17 protein-coding genes and 1 riboswitch are annotated in these 18,667 nt (G+C 47.7%); of the genes, 3 read left to right on the forward strand and 14 right to left on the reverse strand.

From position 1 onward, the window contains the following. Nucleotides 1-114: 114 nt before the first annotated feature. Complete coding sequence (locus tag NQS30_RS06215) at nucleotides 115-561, forward strand: YslB family protein (RefSeq protein WP_007612940.1); 447 nt, start codon at nucleotides 115-117, stop codon at nucleotides 559-561. A gap of 46 nt (nucleotides 562-607) precedes the next feature. Here NQS30_RS06215 and NQS30_RS06220 read toward each other — a convergent pair whose 3' ends face one another. The 9 genes from NQS30_RS06220 to NQS30_RS06260 all read right to left on the reverse strand — a co-directional run bounded on the left by NQS30_RS06220 (nucleotide 608) and on the right by NQS30_RS06260 (nucleotide 11,240). Continuing rightward, nucleotides 608-1,837, reverse strand: a complete 1,230-nt coding sequence (locus tag NQS30_RS06220; protein ID WP_025285071.1) for an aspartate kinase — start codon at nucleotides 1,835-1,837, stop codon at nucleotides 608-610. 125 nt (nucleotides 1,838-1,962) lie between these two features. Then, nucleotides 1,963-2,142: riboswitch (Lysine riboswitch) on the reverse strand. A 61-nt stretch (nucleotides 2,143-2,203) separates the two neighbouring features. Next, entirely contained in the window at nucleotides 2,204-3,976 is a 1,773-nt protein-coding gene (uvrC, locus tag NQS30_RS06225) for an excinuclease ABC subunit UvrC (protein WP_160242188.1), read from the reverse strand. Nucleotides 3,977-4,118: 142 nt separating this feature from the next. After that, nucleotides 4,119-4,433, reverse strand: a complete 315-nt coding sequence (gene trxA / locus NQS30_RS06230; RefSeq protein WP_003152560.1) for a thioredoxin — start codon at nucleotides 4,431-4,433, stop codon at nucleotides 4,119-4,121. A 152-nt stretch (nucleotides 4,434-4,585) separates the two neighbouring features. Then, nucleotides 4,586-6,076, reverse strand: coding sequence for an alpha-N-arabinofuranosidase (locus NQS30_RS06235; protein ID WP_167340809.1), 1,491 nt, complete (start codon nucleotides 6,074-6,076; stop codon nucleotides 4,586-4,588). Between the two features lie 213 nt (nucleotides 6,077-6,289). Continuing rightward, nucleotides 6,290-7,267 (reverse strand): electron transfer flavoprotein subunit alpha/FixB family protein, encoded by a 978-nt coding sequence (locus NQS30_RS06240; RefSeq protein WP_015240331.1) that lies wholly within the window; start codon nucleotides 7,265-7,267, stop codon nucleotides 6,290-6,292. 31 nt (nucleotides 7,268-7,298) lie between these two features. After that, nucleotides 7,299-8,072: an electron transfer flavoprotein subunit beta/FixA family protein gene (locus tag NQS30_RS06245; protein WP_007408121.1), complete on the reverse strand. Its 774-nt coding sequence runs from the start codon at nucleotides 8,070-8,072 to the stop codon at nucleotides 7,299-7,301. 13 nt (nucleotides 8,073-8,085) lie between these two features. Next, a complete protein-coding gene (locus NQS30_RS06250; RefSeq protein WP_015240332.1) occupies nucleotides 8,086-8,865 on the reverse strand; it encodes an enoyl-CoA hydratase in 780 nt (259 codons plus the stop codon). Between the two features lie 13 nt (nucleotides 8,866-8,878). Further along, nucleotides 8,879-9,463 carry a fatty acid metabolism transcriptional regulator FadR gene (locus NQS30_RS06255; RefSeq protein ID WP_007408119.1) on the reverse strand — a complete coding sequence of 195 codons (585 nt, stop codon included), beginning with the start codon at nucleotides 9,461-9,463 and terminating at the stop codon, nucleotides 8,879-8,881. A gap of 88 nt (nucleotides 9,464-9,551) precedes the next feature. Then, complete coding sequence (locus NQS30_RS06260) at nucleotides 9,552-11,240, reverse strand: AMP-binding protein (protein ID WP_218791311.1); 1,689 nt, start codon at nucleotides 11,238-11,240, stop codon at nucleotides 9,552-9,554. A gap of 105 nt (nucleotides 11,241-11,345) precedes the next feature. On the opposite strand from NQS30_RS06260, the gene NQS30_RS06265 reads away from it, so the two are divergent. After that, nucleotides 11,346-12,020 (forward strand): DUF2711 family protein, encoded by a 675-nt coding sequence (locus tag NQS30_RS06265; RefSeq protein ID WP_218791312.1) that lies wholly within the window; start codon nucleotides 11,346-11,348, stop codon nucleotides 12,018-12,020. 138 nt (nucleotides 12,021-12,158) lie between these two features. Here NQS30_RS06265 and NQS30_RS06270 read toward each other — a convergent pair whose 3' ends face one another. From NQS30_RS06270 to zapA, 5 genes are all read right to left on the reverse strand, one after another. After that, a complete protein-coding gene (locus NQS30_RS06270; protein WP_003152541.1) occupies nucleotides 12,159-12,563 on the reverse strand; it encodes a DUF350 domain-containing protein in 405 nt (134 codons plus the stop codon). Nucleotides 12,564-12,579: 16 nt separating this feature from the next. Then, on the reverse strand, nucleotides 12,580-14,937 hold the full coding sequence (locus NQS30_RS06275) for an endonuclease MutS2 (RefSeq protein ID WP_015240335.1): 2,358 nt from the start codon (nucleotides 14,935-14,937) through the stop codon (nucleotides 12,580-12,582). Between the two features lie 20 nt (nucleotides 14,938-14,957). After that, the gene (gene polX / locus NQS30_RS06280; protein WP_218791313.1) at nucleotides 14,958-16,670 is read right to left on the reverse strand and encodes a DNA polymerase/3'-5' exonuclease PolX; all 1,713 of its coding nucleotides are present in this window, start codon (nucleotides 16,668-16,670) and stop codon (nucleotides 14,958-14,960) included. A gap of 105 nt (nucleotides 16,671-16,775) precedes the next feature. Further along, the gene (locus NQS30_RS06285; RefSeq protein ID WP_025285079.1) at nucleotides 16,776-17,309 is read right to left on the reverse strand and encodes a CvpA family protein; all 534 of its coding nucleotides are present in this window, start codon (nucleotides 17,307-17,309) and stop codon (nucleotides 16,776-16,778) included. Nucleotides 17,310-17,316: 7 nt separating this feature from the next. Beyond that, a complete protein-coding gene (zapA, locus tag NQS30_RS06290; RefSeq protein ID WP_007408114.1) occupies nucleotides 17,317-17,574 on the reverse strand; it encodes a cell division protein ZapA in 258 nt (85 codons plus the stop codon). Nucleotides 17,575-17,707: 133 nt separating this feature from the next. Here zapA and rnhC point away from each other — a divergent pair, with 133 nt between their 5' ends. Further along, nucleotides 17,708-18,649, forward strand: a complete 942-nt coding sequence (gene rnhC / locus NQS30_RS06295; protein ID WP_007408113.1) for a ribonuclease HIII — start codon at nucleotides 17,708-17,710, stop codon at nucleotides 18,647-18,649. Nucleotides 18,650-18,667: the final 18 nt, after the last annotated feature.

An 18,667-nucleotide genomic window follows, 5' to 3' on the forward strand; every position in this document is an offset into this window, starting at 1 on the left:
TTTATTTTCCTGCGATATCTTTCTCACATTTTTTCGCGTGTTTTATAGGATCATCCTGTAATCCTCCCCCCTGTTTAAGCTATAATAAACGAAGGAGAGAGGGGAATACATAATATGAAGAATAATTATGAAGCAGCTTTAGAACCTTTAACTGAACTCGACGTCAGCGCATACGGCTACGAATTAATCCGGGAAATCGTGCTTCCGGATATCCTCGGCCCGGAGCATTCATCGATGATGTATTGGGCGGGAAAACGCCTCGCCCGCAAATTTCCTCTTCAATCGTGGGAAGAAATCCCCGCCTTTTTTGAAAAAGCCGGCTGGGGAACTTTGACAAACGCAGGATCAAAAAAACAAGAACTGGAATTTGAACTGGAAGGACCGCTCGTATCCAGCAGGCTCAAACATCAGAAAGAGCCTTGTTTTCAGCTTGAAGCCGGTTTTATAGCCGAACAGATTCAATTGATGAACGATCAGATTGCAGAATCTTATGAACAGGTAAAAAAGAGAGCGGATAAAGTCGTCCTGACTGTAAAATGGGATATGAAGGACCCTGTATAATTGAAAAAAGGCGGTGACTCCAAGTCCCGCCTTTTTGCCTGCCCGTTTACACGGCAGACGGCTGTTTAGAAAGCTCAAACGCATCATGAAGCGCTTCGACCGCTTTCACCATATCATTTTCGCTGACAACCGCTGATACTTTTATTTCAGATGTGCTCACCATTTTGACTTGTACATTTTTTTCCGCCAGTACGGCAAACATGTCCGCGGCGACGCCGGGATTTGAAACCATGCCCGACCCGACAATAGAGACTTTCGCCAGTTTTCTTTCGGTTTCAATTTTTTCATAGTCAAGCGCGTTTTTATATTCTTCAAGCACGGCGACCGTTTGCGCGGCATCTTCCGTTTTCACTGAGAAAGAAATATCCGCTTCCCCATCGTCCGACTGTGTCTGAATAATAATGTCAACGTTGATGTTTCGTTTTGCCAGCGCGGTGAAGATTGTTGAAAGTGTTGTCAATCCGCTTGCAAGGCCTGTAACGGACACCCTCGTGATCTGGTCTTCAAATGCAATTCCTCTGACGATTAAATTCTGCTCCATTGATGATTCCTCCTCAATTAATGTTCCCGCTTCATGTTCCGTGCTTGACCGCACTTCTAAAGGCACTTGGTAGTTTTTCGCGAACTCAACCGCCCGCGGGTGAAGAACACCCGCTCCCAGATTTGCAAGCTCCAGCATTTCATCATAAGAAATTCCCGCCAGTTTTCTCGCTGACCGGACATACCGCGGATCTGTCGTAAATACGCCCGGAACATCTGTATAAATGTCGCATTTATCCGCTTCCAGCGCTGCGGCAAGAGCGACCGCCGTCGTATCGGAACCGCCCCGTCCGAGCGTCGTGATGCCTCCGTCTTCCGTTACGCCCTGAAAACCGGCAACGACTGTAATCCTGCCTTCTGCAAGCTGCGAACGAATCGCCGTGATATCAATATCCGTAATTCTCGCATTGCCGTGAACGGCTTCCGTGCGGACACCCGCCTGCCAGCCCGTATAAGAGACGGCGTCATATCCTTTTTCCTGAAGCGCCATGGCCAAAAGCGAAATCGTGACCTGCTCTCCCGTAGACAAAAGCATATCCATCTCGCGTCTGCTTGGTTCAGATGTGATTTCAGCCGCGAGGTTAACGAGCGCGTCGGTTGATTTTCCCATTGCCGAAACGACGACTACGACATCATGGCCTTTTTGCTTTTCAGCAATGGCGCGATTTGCGGCATTTTGAATTTTTTCGGCAGAGCCGACGGAAGTGCCTCCGAATTTTTGTACGATAAGACCCATACTAGACCACCCTTTACATTTTGGTTCGTGCGGGTGAGGAGAAAAGAGCGTTTTGTCCACAATAAAAAAAGCAATGAGAGGAATAGCTCTCATTGCTTTTTCATATCATTACGATTGATTATGAACAACGAGATAGCCCTCCAAGAAAATGAATTCTTGACAGCCTTACATTTATTTAATGCAAGGCCAGCAAATCACACCGATGGGATGTGATACACTTCGGCGACGCTCCCCTTTCAGCCTTTTTCGCAGAATCCATCATTCTCCAAAGGCTTACTATTGAAGTTCGCACCTCTATCTTCACCATATAACACGATCTTATGAAATTAGTTCACATTCTAGCAGATTTTTCAGAAAAGCACAATACTATTTTTTTAATTTTTCAAACAGCAGCTGGGCCGCCGCGGCCGGCACACCCGCTTTTTTGATATCGTCAAGGCTTGCTTCCTTCATCTTTTTGACAGATCCGAAATGTTTTAAGAGCATTTTTTTGCGTTTTTCGCCGATTCCGGGGATATCATCCAGAACGGATTGAAAGACGCTTTTTCCCCGGATCTGTCTGTGAAAGCTGATCGCAAAACGGTGAACTTCGTCCTGAATGCGCTGAAGCAGGTAAAACTCTTGGCTGTTCCGCTCCAGAAACACCGGTTCAAGCGGGTCGCCGATCAAAAGGTTGGATGTTCGGTGTTTATCATCTTTCGCCAATCCCGCTACCGGGACATCAAGGCTGAGCTCATTCTCGAGCACGTCGCGCGCCGCGTTAATCTGCCCTTTTCCGCCGTCAATGATGATTAAATCCGGCAGCGGAAGATTTTCGCGAAGCACCCTCGTGTATCTTCTTCTGACGACTTCCCTCATTGAGCCGTAATCATCCGGCCCTGTTACGGTTTTAATTTTATATTTGCGGTATTCCTTTTTATTCGGTTTTCCGTCAATAAAGACAATCATGGCCGATACGGGGTTTGTGCCTTGAATATTGGAGTTGTCAAACGCTTCAATCCGATGCGGCGTATAAATATTCAGCGCTTCGCCGAGCCGTTCGGCTGCACCGATTGACCGTTCCTCATCCCGCTCGATTAACGAGAATTTTTCCCGCAGAGCGATTTTCGCATTTTTGTGCGCAAGCAAAAGCAGCTCTTTTTTCGGGCCTTTTTTCGGCTGATGCACGGCGGTTTCCAACAGCTCGGTGATCATGTCCCTGTCAACGCTGTCAGGCACCAGAATTTCCTTAGGCAGAAAGTGATTGTTTTTAGAGTAGAACTGGCCGATGAAGGTCAGAAATTCTTCATCCGCTTCCTGATACATCGGAAACATGCTGACATCGCGTTCGATCAGTTTTCCTTGGCGTATAAAAAAGACTTGGACGCACATCCAGCCTTTATCATAGGCATATGCAAACACATCGCGGTCCAGAAGGTCATTCATGGTCATTTTTTGCTTCTCCATCGTCGATTCGATGTGAGCAAGCTGGTCGCGGAATTCTTTAGCCCGTTCAAATTCAAGCTTTTCCGCCGCTTCTGCCATTTTCGCTTCGAGCTCTTTTTTGATTTCGTTATGCCCTCCCTTTAAAAAACGGGTAATGTCTTCAACAATCTCGCGGTTTGTCTCCTCAGATATATCCTTTACACATGGGGCGAGGCATTGTCCGAGATGATAATAGAGACAGACGCGGTCCGGAAGCTTTGAGCATTTCCTGAGCGGGTAAAGGCGGTCCAGCAGTTTTTTCGTTTCCCGCGCCGCCTGCACATTCGGATACGGGCCGAAATAGCGTCCTTTGTCTTTTTTGACATTCCGGGTGACAATCAGCCGCGGATGGCGTTCATGGGTGATTTTAATAAAGGGATAGGTTTTATCATCTTTCAGCATGACATTGTATTTCGGATCGTATTTTTTAATCAGATTCATTTCCAAAATAAGCGCTTCAAGATTGGAGGAAGTCACGATATATTCAAAGTCCTCAATCTCCGTCACAAGCCGTTGGGTTTTTGCGTCGTGAGAACCGGTGAAATAAGACCGCACCCTGTTTTTCAAGACTTTCGCTTTCCCCACGTAGATGACTGTTTTTTGGCGGTCTTTCATTAAATAACAGCCCGGCTGATCGGGAAGGAGGGCCAGTTTTTCTTTCAGTTGTTTATTCATACGTTACCCTTCCTTACATTCATTTCTCGTGTCCATTCAGTGTATCACGAACATTTGTTTTTCTCCATTCTCAGCTTTTGGAAGATCAAAAAAGGCGATTCCCTTTCAAAGGAATCGCCCTGCCGTAACGGAAGCTTTCGGCTTACAGATGTTTGTTTACAAGCTCTTCAAGAGCTTCTTTCGGTTTGAAACCGACAGATGTTTCAACGACTTCTCCGTCTTTTAGCACGAGAAGTGTCGGGATGCTCATGACGCCGTATTTACCGGCAGTTTCTTGGTTTTCATCCACGTCGATTTTGACGATTTTCAGTTTGTCTCCCATTTCTTGATCAAGCTCTTCAAGAACGGGCGCGATCATTTTACAAGGTCCGCACCAAGGAGCCCAGAAATCAGCCAATACGACACCTTCACTTGTTTCAGCTGAGAACGATTGATCAGTTGCTTTTACGATAGCCATTTGTTATTCCTCCAATTGTCAAATGATGATTTTTAGTATAGCATCTCCCATTCGTTCATGCTAATTTAATGCTTATATTATTTTCTCCCGAACCCGCCGGAAATAATCTTATTTATACAGTGTATTATAACCGGGCGGCAGGCGTTCAAAACTTAAGATGGATTCGCAGGCAGCGTGATTAGTACAACCGCCATCGGAGGAAGCTCCGCCTCAAGTTTTCCGCCCTTTTGAGAAAACCCGGAAAACGGCTTCGGTTTGACGTTTTCCGGACTGCTGAACGTATTATGGGCATTCATTTTTTCCGCGTGCAGAATCGTTCCCGAAGGCTTCCCTGCCTTTTTCATACCCCGCAGTTCAATCTTCACATCAGCTTTGTGCAGATGATCGATATTGCAAAGGCTGATATGTATGTCTCCGTTTTGCTGTTTGGACGCTGAAATGCTGACTTGCGGGAGCCGGCCGTCATTCCATTCGTACCCGGCTGCTTTTGTTTCTGTCGCCAAAAGAGAAGCGTCCTGATGCACCTTAAACATATCAAACACATGATACGTCGGCGTCAGCAGCATATCTTTCCCTTCTGTCAGGATCATTGCCTGAAGCACGTTGACGGTTTGCGCGATATTGGCCATCTGTACGCGGTCTGCATGCTGATGAAAAATGTGGAAATGCGTCGCGGCCACAAGGGCGTCGCGGATCGTATTCTGCTGATACAGAAAGCCCGGATTCGTGCCTGGCTCAGGATCAAGCCACGTGCCCCATTCATCAATGATCAGCCCGACTCTTTTTTCGGGATCGTACTGATCCATGATGGCGCTGTGCCTTGTGATCAATACATCCATATGAGCCGCTTTTTTCATCGTGATGAACCATTCATCTTCCGTAAACTCCGTCGCTGATCCTTTCCCCTTCCAGAAATCGCCCGGTATTGTGTAATAATGCAGGCTCAACCCGTCCATGAGATCAGCGGCTTTTTTCATTAAGATCTCGGTCCAGCGGTAATCGTCGACATTCGCGCCGCCGGCAATTTTATAGATTTCATTACCGCTGTAATTGCGGACATAGGTTTGAAAGTTTCTGTAAAGATCAGCATAATACTCAGGATGCATGTTTCCGCCGCAGCCCCAGTTCTCATTTCCTATTCCGAAATATGTCAGCTTCCACGGTTTTTCCCGCCCGTTTTCTTTTCTCCAGTCGGACATCGGCGTGCCCGCTTCAAACGTCATGTATTCAATCCAATCAGCCATTTCTTTAACCGTTCCGCTGCCGACGTTTCCGGCGATGTACGGTTCGCAGCCGAGCAGTTCACAAAGCATCATAAACTCGTGCGTGCCGAATTCATTGGAATCAATTGTCCCGCCCCAATGGGTATTCAGCATGGTTTTGCGTTTCCCTACGCCGTTTGCCCAATGGTATTCATCTGCAAAGCAGCCGCCCGGCCATCTGAGGACGGGAATCTGAAGCTGTTTGAGGGCGGCGGCGACATCCGTCCTGACCCCGCCGGTATTCGGAATATCGGAATCTTTTCCGACCCAGATGCCCTCATATATGCCTCTTCCCAGGTGTTCCGCGAAATGTCCGTATATGTTTTTATTAATGGTTCCCCGCGTGATATCAGTTTGAATGACTGCCGTATTGTGAGACAAACTTAATCATTCCTTTCCCTTAATAAGAATGAAAGCACTACAGCCGATCTATGTATCTGGGATGTATGCTGAATGGATAAGTTTGTAAGCGCTTTACAAAAGCTTATTATATTGGTTCGTACATGTCAATCTCTTATTTTATCAATCTTTAATTTGTACGAACCAATTAACACAAATTAAAACCCTCTGACAAATAAGCCAGAGGGTTTATGATTATGAATGAATATTGGCATTTTTAAATTCCTGCGTCAGAAGCGGAACCACTTCGAACAAATCGCCGACAATTCCGTAGTCCGCTATTTTAAATATTTCCGCTTCCGGGTCTTTGTTAATGGCAACAATGACCTTACTGTTTGACATGCCCGCCAAGTGCTGAATCGCTCCGGAAATTCCGCAGGCGATATACAAATCCGGCGTGACGACTTTTCCCGTCTGGCCGATTTGAAGGGAATAATCGCAATAGTCCGCGTCACACGCGCCGCGTGAAGCGCCCACCGCTGCTCCGAGCACGTCGGCAAGTTCTTTTAACGGTTCAAATCCATCTTTGCTTTTTACACCGCGGCCGCCTGCTACGATAATTTTCGCTTCTGATAAATCCACGCCGTCCGCCGTTTTTTTGACTACTTCTTCAATGACCGTCCGCAAATCTGCCGGAGGCGCCGCAAGCTCTTCGATATCACCCGTCCGGCTCGCGTCTTTTTCTAATGCCTGAATATTATTCGGACGAATCGTCGCCAAAATGAAAGGATCGGTTGAAATCACCTGTTCAAAGGCTTTGCCGGAATAGATCGGTCTTGTAAAAACGATGTTGTCTCCGGTAACGCTTACATCCGTGCTGTCTGAAATCAGCCCCGTTTCAAACCGGGCCGCAAGCTTAGGTGACAAATCTTTTCCCATAGAAGTGTGGCCGAAAATAACCGCATCAGGCTTTTCATTTTCGATCAGATCCCCGAGAACCGCGGCATATCCGTCCGCCGTATACTGAGAAAGCCCCGGCGAATCGGCCGTAAATACTTTGTCGGCGCCGTACTGAATGAGTTCTGGTGCTGCATCAGCCGCGCCTTTTCCCATCAGCACGCCGATGACATCTCCTCCGCCGGAAATGGTTTTGCCTGCGGCTATGGCTTCAAAGGTGACGTTCCGTAAGGCGCCGTCACGAATTTCTCCGAGTACGATCACTTTTTTTCCCATTCTGACATCCCCCAGTTTCTTTAATATCGGTTTATACGACTTTGGCTTCTTTTCTCAGCAGTGACACAAGCTCTTTCGCCTGCTCAGCGGCTTCTCCTTCGATCAGTCTGCCCGCTTCTTTTTGCGGCGGCAGAAAACGTTCGATCGTTTTGAGCTTCGGTGCGGCATCATCTTCATCAATGTCGAGGTCATCGAGCTCAAGTTCTTCCAGCGGTTTTTTCTTCGCCTTCATAATGCCCGGAAGCGACGGATAGCGCGGCTCGTTTAAGCCTTGCTGTGCCGTGATGACTAAAGGAAGTGAGGTTTTAATGATTTCGGTATCCCCTTCATTGTCTTTCTCTGCCACAGCTTCATCGCCGCTGATTGTCAGTTTTGTGATCGTTGTGACGCAAGGAATGTTCAGCAGTTCGGCAAGCCTTGGAGCCACTTGGCCTGAACCGCCGTCAATCGCGACATTTCCGCCGAGAATCAGATCATATTCCCGGTCCTTGAAATAATGATATAAGATAGTTGAAATGGAGTATTGGTCAGGATCGCTCAGATCATCTTCAATATTGATTAACACCGCCTGGTCACAGCCCATCGCTAGGGCGGTTCTCAGTTCTTTCTCCGCATCTTCTCCGCCGACGGTTACGGCGGTAACGGTTCCGCCGTGCTCTTCCTTCAGCTGAATGGCTTCTTCAATGGCGTATTCATCATACGGATTAATGATAAATTCGGCCCCGTCCTCCTGAATCTTTCCTGCTTCAATGACGATTTTCTCTTCTGTGTCAAACGTCCGTTTCATCAGTACAAATAGATTCATAATCTTATCCCCTTTATCTTCGCCCACCGAATTGAGGCTTTCTTTTTTCGAGAAATGCCTGAATGCCTTCTTTTGCGTCATCTGATGCAAATGCTTCCCCAAAACGCTTTGCTTCAAGCTTTAAGCCGCCGTCATAAGAATAGATCTTATTTGAATAAAGGAGCTCAAGCAGAGAAGCCATCGACTGCGGGCTTTTTTCCGCAAACTTGCCCGCGAGCGTTTTCGCCTTTTTCAGCAGCTCTTCCTCATGTTCGGCGCCTATCGTGACAAGCCCGAGGCTGAGCGCTTCTTCTCCGGACACAGGTTCTGAAGTGCCGATCATTTCAAGCGCTTTCGCCGTACCGACGTACCGGGGAAGCCGCTGCGTCCCGGCAAAGCCCGGAATAATGCCGAGATTCAGCTCGGGCAGGCCGAGCTTTGCATCTAATGTAGCGATTCTGATATGGCAGGCCATGGCTAGCTCAAGACCGCCTCCGAGCGCAGCGCCGTGAATCGCTGCGATAACGGGCTTCGGAAACCCTTCAATTCTTTCCATCAGCTGCTGGCCTTTATCCGCCATGGCAGAAGATTGCTCAAGATTTTCAAGCGACGTAAATTCCTTTATATCGGCGCCCGCCGAGAAAAATTTCCCCTCACCGCGAATGATGATGCTTCTGACGCTGTCATCTGTTTCACACCGGTCGAACAGACCGGACAACTCGTCTAAAACCGCACCGGACAGCGCGTTGGCCGGCTGATGATTAATGGTGATCACCGCAACAGATTGTTCTACCGCCATCGAAAGGCTGTTCATCCGTCAACCCCCTTTAGTTTTGATGAATTCCTGACACCAACAGCTCCAATACCTTGTCTGACAAATCCGGAAGATCATATTTCTGATCGTTCATCACCCATGTTGTCACTGTTTCATCTATCGTCCCGAATATCATCTGCCGGGCGAGGCGGACGTCGAGATTGTCTTTCCATTCCCCCGACTTGATTCCTTCGGTCAAAATGGTGTCCAGCATGTTTAAATAACCTTTTAAAATATCATTGATTTTCAGGCGCAGCTTGATATTTGACTGTCTGAGCTCAAGCTGGGTCACAATCGCGAGGTGGCGGTCATTGCCGAGCAGTGTGAAATGCTGCTTAATAACGAGGGCGAGTTTTTCTTTTGCCGTCGTTTTTTCTTTCACTTCTTCTTCCATGCGTTCAATGAACTGGCCCATCTTTTCTTTAAAAAGAGAAATGAGTATATCCTCTTTGTTTTTGAAATATAAATAGATGGTGCCGTCCGCAACGCCGGCCTGCTTGGCGATTTTGGACACCTGTGATTGGTGATAGCCGTTTTCCGCTATGACTTCTACTGCTGCATCAATAATCTGCATATACTTTGGCCGTTTTTGGTTCAATGTCATCGTTCCTTCCTTCGATAAATGAATGACTATTCATTCATAACTTCATGATAAAAAGGAATCCGGATTTTGTCAAGTTTTTCTTTTAAGGCACCTTGTTTTCACGGGAAGCATCTTCCTCTTCGACTAAACGCCTTCTTAATATTTTTCCGACGGCCGTTTTCGGAAGCTCTTTTCTGAATTCGTAAAGCTTCGGGACTTTGTACGGCGCAAGCCGCTCTCTTGCAAACGCATCAAGCTCATCGGCATCTGCCTCGGCGCCTTTTTTCAAAACGATAAATGCTTTCACCGTTTCCCCTCTGTAGGAATCAGGGACGCCCGCTACGACGATTTCCTGAACGGCTTCATGCTCATAAAGCGCCTCCTCCACCTCCCGGGGGTAAATGTTGTATCCGCCGGCAATGATGATGTCTTTTTTCCTGTCGGCGATGTAGAAAAATCCTTCCTCATCCATATATCCCATATCTCCGGTAAACAGCCAGCCGTCTCTGATGACACGCGCCGTCTCCTCCTGCTTATCCCAGTATCCTTTCATGATCTGAGGGCCTTTTACGATCAGCTCGCCGTGCTCATACGGCCCCGCAAGCCCGCCTTTTTCTTCTGAATAGATTCCGGCATCGGTATTGGGCCAGGGACAGCCGATGCTGCCGGGTTTATTTTTTCCCCAAATGAAGTTTGAATGGGTAACCGGTGATGCTTCGGATAATCCGTAGCCTTCCACAAGCTTTCCTCCGGTCACTTTTTCAAATTTCTGTTTGACCTCAACCGGCAGCGCCGCTGAACCGCTCGGACAGCTTTCAATGGAGGACAAATCATACTTATTCAGCTCCGGGTGATGCAACAGCCCGATGTAAATCGTCGGCGCCCCGGGAAAAACCGTCGGCTTCAGCCTGTCGATTGTTTTCAGGGTATCCAAAGGATTGAATTTGGGAAGAAGGATCATTTCACATCCCTGCATAATGGAAAAATTGAGCACGGCGGTCAATCCGTACACATGAAAAAAAGGCACGATGCCGAGCACCTTTTCGGCTCCCTTTTTCATTTTGTACATCCAGGCGGCGCACATTTCTGTATTGGCCTGAATGTTCCGGTGTGTGAGCATGACGCCTTTCGGATAGCCGGTTGTTCCGCCCGTGTATTGAAGCACGGCGATGTCATGTGCAGGGTCAATATCAAATGGCTCCGCTTCCTCCGCTTTTTCGTTTTTTAAAATATCCGCTAATTTGTGAATTTGTTCGCATCCGTCATAATCAATATGAACCTGTTGTTTTTGCGTGAGTGTATACAGCATATTTTTCGGAAACGGCAAAAAATCTTTTATACTCGTTGTAATAATGCGTTCGACGAGTGATAACGTTTTCATTTTTATCACCTTCGGAAACAGCATATCAAGGGTGATGATCACGCGCGGCGCACTGTCTTTCAGCTGATACTCAAGCTCGTGTTCCGTGTAGAGAGGATTGGTCTGAACGACAATGCCGCCGGCAAACAATACACCGTAAAAAGCGATGACCGACTGCGGACAATTGGGCAGCATAATGGCGGCTCTGTCACCTTTTTTCAGGCCTGTTTTGCGTAAAAAAGCGGCTAGCTTTAACGAATCTGTGAGAACGTCCTGGAATGTGAGTTTTTTTCCGAGAAAATAAATGGCGGTATGGTTCGGGAATTGAGCTGCGGAGTTTGTCAGATTGGCTGGCAGGGTTTGATCAGTAAATTCAAGCTCATGCGGAATCTCTTCGGGATATTGAGAAAGCCATGGCTTTTCAGACTGCATAATACCTCTCCCTTCTGTTTTCCTATACGCTATTATTATAGCAGAAGGGTGATTGGAATTGGAAAGCGTTTCATGTGAAATTTCGAGTTTCAGGAGGTGTTGAGCTTGCTGGAAACGCTGCATTTTGAAGAGGGAGTTCCTATCCTGGGCCAGCTGCCGAAGCCGTTTACGTCGGCCGCCTTTTTGCTCCATCCCTTTGTCCGGATGCCTGATGGGTGGGAAGAGCAAAAGCGCAAACGGCCTTATGAACATATTTATCCGAGTGATGAGGAGATCATCGCGATGGGCAGACCCGTTTCCTGGCAAACCGTCATGACCGTTTGCGGATTGCGCTCTGAAAAAGAGACGGCGCTTGCGCTTATGACTGCTGTCACGGCACTGCGGGAGGAATATGCACATCCTGAATCCGCCAGGCTGTTTAATCGGCTTCATCCCGATCTGTACTTGCCGAGCGATGATGTCACTTCACCATTTTTAATTCCGGGACTTTTGGATGTGTTCCGTTCAAAAGGCATAAAGCGCTGCACTTATTATGAGCCGGTCGAAGAGAAAGGCATAATTTCACTCAATCAAACGGCGGCTTCGGATGTATGCGGACTGCTGCGGGCTGACATGATCATTGCCGACGAAAAACGGCGCGCCGCTTTTATGAGCATATATGATTCTTTTACGACACTCTTTCTTATGGAAGATCAAGACATACCGTCTGTCATCCGCGCCATGAGTTGGGAAGCCGTCATTTGCTCTGATACGGCCTGCATAAACTGGTATTCTCAATAAAAAAGGCCGCCGATTTTAGTTCGGCAGCCTTTTTTCAGTATTAAGATGTCATGACCAGATAAATAAGTCCGATGAACAGAAAAATTCCCGCTGCCGACAGCAGCACTTTCGCAAGCTTCTCCATTTTTCCCCGTCCCCTTAAATCCCGGCGGCCACCACGAATGACAGGCCGACTGAGATGACAAATGAAATAAAGCCGACAGCTCTGTTATCTTTTTCAATTTCTTTATCAATTTTAAACCGGGGCGTCAGAAATTCAAAGATAAAATAGCTGATTAAAAGCATAATAAATCCGTATACGCCCCAGCCGATCATTTGCAAAAGCGAATTATGCTGGGCGATGCTGTGCTGAAAGACATTTGCGATACCGAGAATTTTCCCTCCGGTCGCCATTGCCACCGCAAGATTGCCTTTTTGGATTTCCACCCAGTTTTTATAGGATGTCACCAATTCAAACACGGTCAGAAAAATGACGAGACACAAGACGGCTACACTGTAATAAGCCGCGATTTCAACAAGCTCATTTTCCCAAAAAGCATTCATGACGTTTACTCCCTTTTTATTTTAGTTCGACAATCGTTACGCCTGATCCTCCTTCTCCCGCTTCCCCGAACCGCGAGCTTTTCACGCTGCGGTGGTTTTTCAGAAGATCCTGCACCCCTTTTCGGAGGGCGCCCGTGCCTTTTCCGTGAATAATGGACACTCTCGGATAGCCGGCAAGCACCGCGTCATCTAAATATTTTTCGACGCGGCTGAGGGCGTTTTCGTAACGCTCTCCCCTGAGGTCAAGTTCAAGGGATACGTGATAATCCTTCCCTTTTACGGCGGTGATTGCTTTTTCTTTTTTCGGTTCAGGAGCGGACTTGAGAAACTCAAGATCTTTTTCCTTCACCTTCATTTTGAGGATGCCGATTTGGACGTTCCATTCTTTCTCGCCGGTTTTCTCAAGCAGCGCCCCTTTTTGTCCGAATGTGAGCACCTTTACTTCGTCGCCCGGCTTCAGCTCGCGTTTTTTCTCTGTCTTTCTTTCCGGCTGCTTTGATTTTTCAAAAGCCGGCATCGCGTCTCCGAGACGTTTTTTGGCGTCAATCAGCTCGTGTTCCTTAAAGGATCTGTGTTCTTGCTTGATGGACCTGAGCTCGCGGATAATCTGTTCTGCTTCATTTGCGGCGGCTTCCAGTTTTTCCGCAGCTTTCTGCTCGGCTTCTTCCATCATTTTATCTTTTTGGGCGTTCAGCTCAATGATTTGCTGCTGAAGCTCTTTGTGCAGTTTTTCTGCTTCTTTTCTGATTGATTCGGTTTCAGAAAGCTCTTCATCCGCTCTTTTTTTGCTTTTTTCAAGCGATGCGATCATCAGATCGACTTCGTTATGTTCGGCGGTCATTTCTGACTTCGCCTGGCCGATGATATGCTCCGGAAGCCCAAGGCGTCTTGAGATTTCAAATGCGTTGCTTCGGCCCGGCACTCCGATCAGAAGCTTATAGGTAGGCGAAAGCGTTTCAATGTCAAATTCAACGCTGGCATTCATGACGCCTTGTCTGTTATATCCGTATGCTTTCAGTTCCGGATAATGGGTTGTCGCAAGCACTCTGGCGTTTGTCCGGTGAACTTCGTCAAGGATACTCATGGCAAGCGCCGCTCCTTCCTGCGGATCTGTTCCGGCACCGAGTTCATCAAACAGCACAAGACTGTTTTCAGACACGTCTTTTAAAATATTGACGATATTGACCATGTGGGATGAGAACGTACTCAGACTTTGTTCGATCGACTGTTCATCGCCGATATCGGCAAACACATTGTCAAATACGGCTGCTTCCGATCCCTCATCAGCCGGTATGTGCAATCCCGCCTGCGCCATTATCGTCAGCAGCCCGAGTGTTTTTAACGTAACGGTTTTACCGCCCGTATTCGGTCCCGTGATAACGATCGTTGAGTAATCTCCGCCCAGTTCAATATCGTTGGCCACGACTTGATCTTGGGGCAGCAGCGGATGGCGCGCTTTTTTCAGCCGGATAAAACCGTCTCCGTTCATGAGTGGTTTTGTCGCCTTCATCGCTTTTGCGTATCTCGCTTTGGCGAAAATGAAATCCAGTGTCTGCAGCACTTCCACATTTTGAGCGATTTCTTGTGTGTGTTCAGCCGTATGCTCCGTCAGCATCCGGAGAATCCGTTCGATTTCCTGTTTTTCTTTTACTTTCGCCTGCTGAAGCGAGTTGTTCATATCTACGATCGCCTGCGGTTCAATAAACAGTGTCGCACCGGATGAAGATGTATCGTGGACAATTCCGCCGTAGCTTGATCTGTATTCCTGTTTGACCGGGATGACAAAGCGGTCATTCCGAATCGTAACGATGGTGTCAGACAGCATTTTAGAAGCGGAAGATGAACGCAGCATCGATTCAAGCCGGTCTCTGACTCTTGATTCAAGCGTCCTGAGCTGCGTGCGGATTCCCCTTAAAGCGGGAGACGCATGATCAAGCACTTCCCCATGGTCATCAATGCAGGAGTTAATCTCCCTTTCCAAATCGCCCAATGTAATCAGCTCTTCTGCATGGGCCTGTATCAGCGGAATGCCGACGCCGTCTTCTGTCATTTGGCTGATAAAATGCTTCATTTGTTTAACGGCATACAGCAGCCCGGACAATTCGGTAAATTCCGCCGGCGTCAGCACACTGCCGATTTCCGCCCGCCGTAAAGCGGATCTTATGTCGGTCAGGCCGCCGAACGGAGCATGGCCTCTCAAGCGCATGACCGCGGATGCTTCTTCGACTTCATCCAGCTGTTTTTGGATGTCTGAGAGATCCGTCAAAGGTTTCAGCTGCAGAAGCTTCTCCCGGCCGAGCGATGAGGCGGCATGTGCGGTAATCTGTTCTTTTACTTTATGAAATTCAAGTGATGATAACACTTTTTGCTGCACGGTTTTGTGATCCTCCTTACTTAATCATTGCGCGTCAGAAATGCTTTGACCTCGTGTAGCGGCCGGGCGTTTAACACATGTTTTGTCTCCGTCCAGCCTTTGCGCGCAGCGGTCACGCCCGTTTTCATATCATCGAGCATCTCGATATTATGGGCATCTGTATTAATGACCAAAGTCACGCCTTTTTCATTTGCTTTGATCAGATGCTCAGTCCGTAAATCGAGGCGCGCGGGATTTGCATTCAGTTCAAGCGCCGTATTTGTTTTGGCGGCGAGTTCAATCAGCATGTCGATGTCGACTTCATAGCCGGCCCGTCTGCCGATCAGGCGGCCCGTCGGGTGAGCGATAATGTCCACGTGCTTATTCGTCAGCGCCTGTTCAAGCCGTTTCATAATGACATGCTCCGGCTGGCTGAAGCTTGAATGAATAGATGCGATGACAAGATCCATTTCAGACAGAACACTGTCATCATAATCGAGCGAACCGTCGGGGAGAATGTCCATTTCTACGCCTTTAAAAATATGAAAATTTTCAAATTCAGCATTTAACGCGTCAATTTCTTCCGCCTGTTTTTTGAGCCGTTCGGCCGTTAACCCGTTGGCTACCTTTAAATACTGGGAATGGTCGGTGATCGCCATGTACTGATAGCCTTTTGCCATACACGCTTCTGCCATTTCTCTGATGGAAAAAGCGCCGTCACTCCAGGCTGAGTGCATGTGGAGATCGCCTTTTATCTCCTTTCGCTCCACAAGGTCCGTTTCTTCCCGGTACGTGTCGACCTCCTGCCCGCTTTCTCTGAGCTCAGGAGGAATAAACGGCAGACCGAAGTGGGCGTAAAACGCTTCTTCGCTCGGGAATGTTTTGACGTCTCCTGTTTCTATGGTTTCTACTCCGTATTCACTGATCCGTTCACCGCGCTCTTTCGCCAGCTGGCGCATTTTAATGTTGTGATCTTTAGAACCGGTAAAATGATGCAGTGTGGTGGCAAACTGTTCCTCTGTCACAAGCCGGAAATCCACACTCGTCTCATATTCAAAGGTCAGGATGACTGATACTTTTGTATCCCCGCTCGCTATCACGTCTTTTACGTTCGGGAGGGAAAGAAGCTGTTCTCTGACAGCCTCCGGATGATCTGTAGCGATAATGTAATCCAGATCTTTTACGGTTTCCCGCGCTCTTCTGAGACTGCCGGCCCGGGAATATTTCTGAATATCCGTCAGCCGGGCTAAATGTTCTTCAATTACTGAAGCAATGCCGAGCGCATAGCCGATCGGAAACCGTTCCGGCTGTTTTCCGGCTTCTCCGAGAGCCTGAAGGATTTTCTCCTCCGTTTTTTTGCCGAAACCGGCGAGCCCCTGTACTTTTTGCTGCTCGCACGCTTCTTTCAGCGATTCCGCGTCATGAACGCCCAGTTCCTGATACAGCTTGGCGATTTTTTTGCCGCCGAGGCCCGGAAGCTTCAAAAGAGGAACCAAGCCTTCCGGAACTTCTTTCTGCAATTGGAGAAGCGTGCCGGACACACCTTCCTGCATATATTCACGAATGACGCCGTAGGTGCCTTTTCCGATTCCGGATAAAGACATCATGTCGTCGATTTCCGACAGGCTGCGGTCATCCTGCTCAAGCGCCGCTGCCGCTTTTCGGAAGGCTGATATTTTAAACGGGTTGTCCCCTTTCAGTTCCATATAGACCGCAATCGTTTCAAGCAGCCTGATGATATCTTTTTTATGCATACTGTTAACCCCCAGTCGTTTCCTGCTTTTCATCATACAAATTTTTCTCCTCCGGCACAACTGACGCAGAGCTTGAAAAAAACTTCTCCGGTCAAGAGAAGTTTTTTATGCCCCGTACTGGGCCCACAGTTCTTGCAGGAGCCCTGACAGATACGGCGTATGATGTGTGATGATATTTGCAAGCGTCGATTGTGCGAGCATACCCTGAAGCGCGCTTACCGGCAGTACGGATGCGACGTATAACAGGATAAACGCAAATAAATAGACTTCCAGAAACCCAAGCACCCCGCCCAGCAGTTTGTTGATCTGTTTAATAACCGGAATGCTGGCGATGATATTAAGCGCCGCTCCGATAATCCGGAGCAGAATCTTTGCGATGATAAACAAAATGACAAACGCGATCGCGTTGTAATAAGCCGTCTCTACGTTTCCTTTAATAAAAGACAGAGCCGCCTGCCCGCCGGAAAAATCAGGCGCGGGTATAAAGCTCAGATGCGGGGCCAGATTTTTGTAAAAAAGCGCCGCAAACGCAATCGAGAGGATGAAACTCGTTAAATATATAAATTGGAGGATAAATCCTCTTTTTAATCCAAGCAATGTGCCCATTAAGAGCAAAACTAAGATGATGATATCTATCATATGGTGTTCATTCCTTTTCTTTAAGCTGCCGCTCCAGTATTTCATATTTTTCTTGCAGTTTCATATAATCATGCACGACATTGACCGCAGTCAATACAGCGAGCTTATTTATATCAAGATATGGATTTTTCTCGTTGATTTCTCTCATTTTATCATCAACCACTCCGGCCACATGGCGCATGTGCGCTTTGCTTTCTTCCCCGATAATGGTGAAGTGCTGGCCGTAAATGTTTACTGTCGTTTTGGTTTTTTTGCCGTCAGACAACGTTTCTCCTCCATTCCGCGAGAATCCTAGTTCCTATCATACCACGATTATCGTTTGAATGGAAAGACGAGCCTCGGGCTGTTATGATACACTGGTATATACAGTGAAAAGTGCCAAAAAAGGAGATTATATCGTGTCCCATTCTGTTATAAAAGTATCCGCTTCCGCTATGGAACAAATGAAACAATCCTATGCCGGCTCCCTTACTCCCGCCGTTCCGCAGGGCGCCGTCTTCCAGGCCAAGCCTCCGGGCTGTACCATTACAGCCTACCGCTCGGGCAAGGTTCTCTTTCAAGGAAAAAACGCCGGCACAGAAGCGGCCCGCTGGGGAACGGCTGAGGCGCCGAAAGCAAAGAAAACCGTCAAAAAAGCGGCCGATCCGCTCTACGCTCCCCCGGCGGGCATTGCCTCCATGTCAGTAATCGGCTCTGATGAAGTCGGAACAGGCGATTACTTCGGGCCGATAACGGTTGCCTGCGCCTACGCCGACAAATCAAAGCTTTCTTTAATGAAAGAACTCGGTGTGAAGGATTCGAAGGATTTAAAAGATCCGCAGATTATTGAAATCGCCAAACTGTTAATTAAAACCATTCCTTACAGCCTGCTTGTGTTAAAAAATGAAAAATACAATCAGATGCAGGAAAAAGGCATGAGCCAAGGAAAAATGAAGGCGCTCCTTCATAATCAGGCGATTTCCAATCTGCTGAGAAAAATGAACGGCGTTAAACCGGAAGCGATTCTGATTGACCAATTCGCAGAGCCCGGCATTTATTTTAAGCATCTTTCCGGACGGGATATCGTAAAAGAAAAAACGTTTTTCAGCACGAAAGCGGAAAGCATACATCTTTCCGTCGCCGCAGCCTCTATCATTGCGCGATATTCTTTCTTAATTGAAATGGATAAGCTTTCCCGTGAGGCTGGGATGACGATTCCGAAAGGCGCGGGGCCGCATGTCGATGAAGCTGCCGCCAAGCTGATCATCAATAAGGGAGAAGGTGCGCTCAGAACGTTCACCAAACTTCATTTTGCCAATACGCAAAAAGCGAAACGCCTTGTTGAACGGAAGCGCTCATAATAAAAAAGCTTGCAGAGT

Origin of the sequence: Bacillus sp. B1(2022) (assembly GCF_040259625.1) — a bacterium.
Lineage (GTDB): Bacteria > Bacillota > Bacilli > Bacillales > Bacillaceae > Bacillus > Bacillus velezensis.

Coding starts and splice junctions, on each gene's coding strand:
- NQS30_RS06215 (WP_007612940.1), top strand. CDS start 115: ATGAAGAATAATTATGAAGCAGCTTTAGAACCTTTAACTGAACTCGAC.
- NQS30_RS06220 (WP_025285071.1), bottom strand. CDS start 1,837: ATGGGTCTTATCGTACAAAAATTCGGAGGCACTTCCGTCGGCTCTGCC.
- uvrC (WP_160242188.1), bottom strand. CDS start 3,976: ATGAATAAACAACTGAAAGAAAAACTGGCCCTCCTTCCCGATCAGCCG.
- trxA (WP_003152560.1), bottom strand. CDS start 4,433: ATGGCTATCGTAAAAGCAACTGATCAATCGTTCTCAGCTGAAACAAGT.
- NQS30_RS06240 (WP_015240331.1), bottom strand. CDS start 7,267: ATGGGAAAAAAAGTGATCGTACTCGGAGAAATTCGTGACGGCGCCTTA.
- NQS30_RS06245 (WP_007408121.1), bottom strand. CDS start 8,072: ATGAATCTATTTGTACTGATGAAACGGACGTTTGACACAGAAGAGAAA.
- NQS30_RS06250 (WP_015240332.1), bottom strand. CDS start 8,865: ATGAACAGCCTTTCGATGGCGGTAGAACAATCTGTTGCGGTGATCACC.
- NQS30_RS06260 (WP_218791311.1), bottom strand. CDS start 11,240: ATGCAGTCTGAAAAGCCATGGCTTTCTCAATATCCCGAAGAGATTCCG.
- NQS30_RS06270 (WP_003152541.1), bottom strand. CDS start 12,563: ATGAATGCTTTTTGGGAAAATGAGCTTGTTGAAATCGCGGCTTATTAC.
- polX (WP_218791313.1), bottom strand. CDS start 16,670: ATGCATAAAAAAGATATCATCAGGCTGCTTGAAACGATTGCGGTCTAT.
- NQS30_RS06285 (WP_025285079.1), bottom strand. CDS start 17,309: ATGATAGATATCATCATCTTAGTTTTGCTCTTAATGGGCACATTGCTT.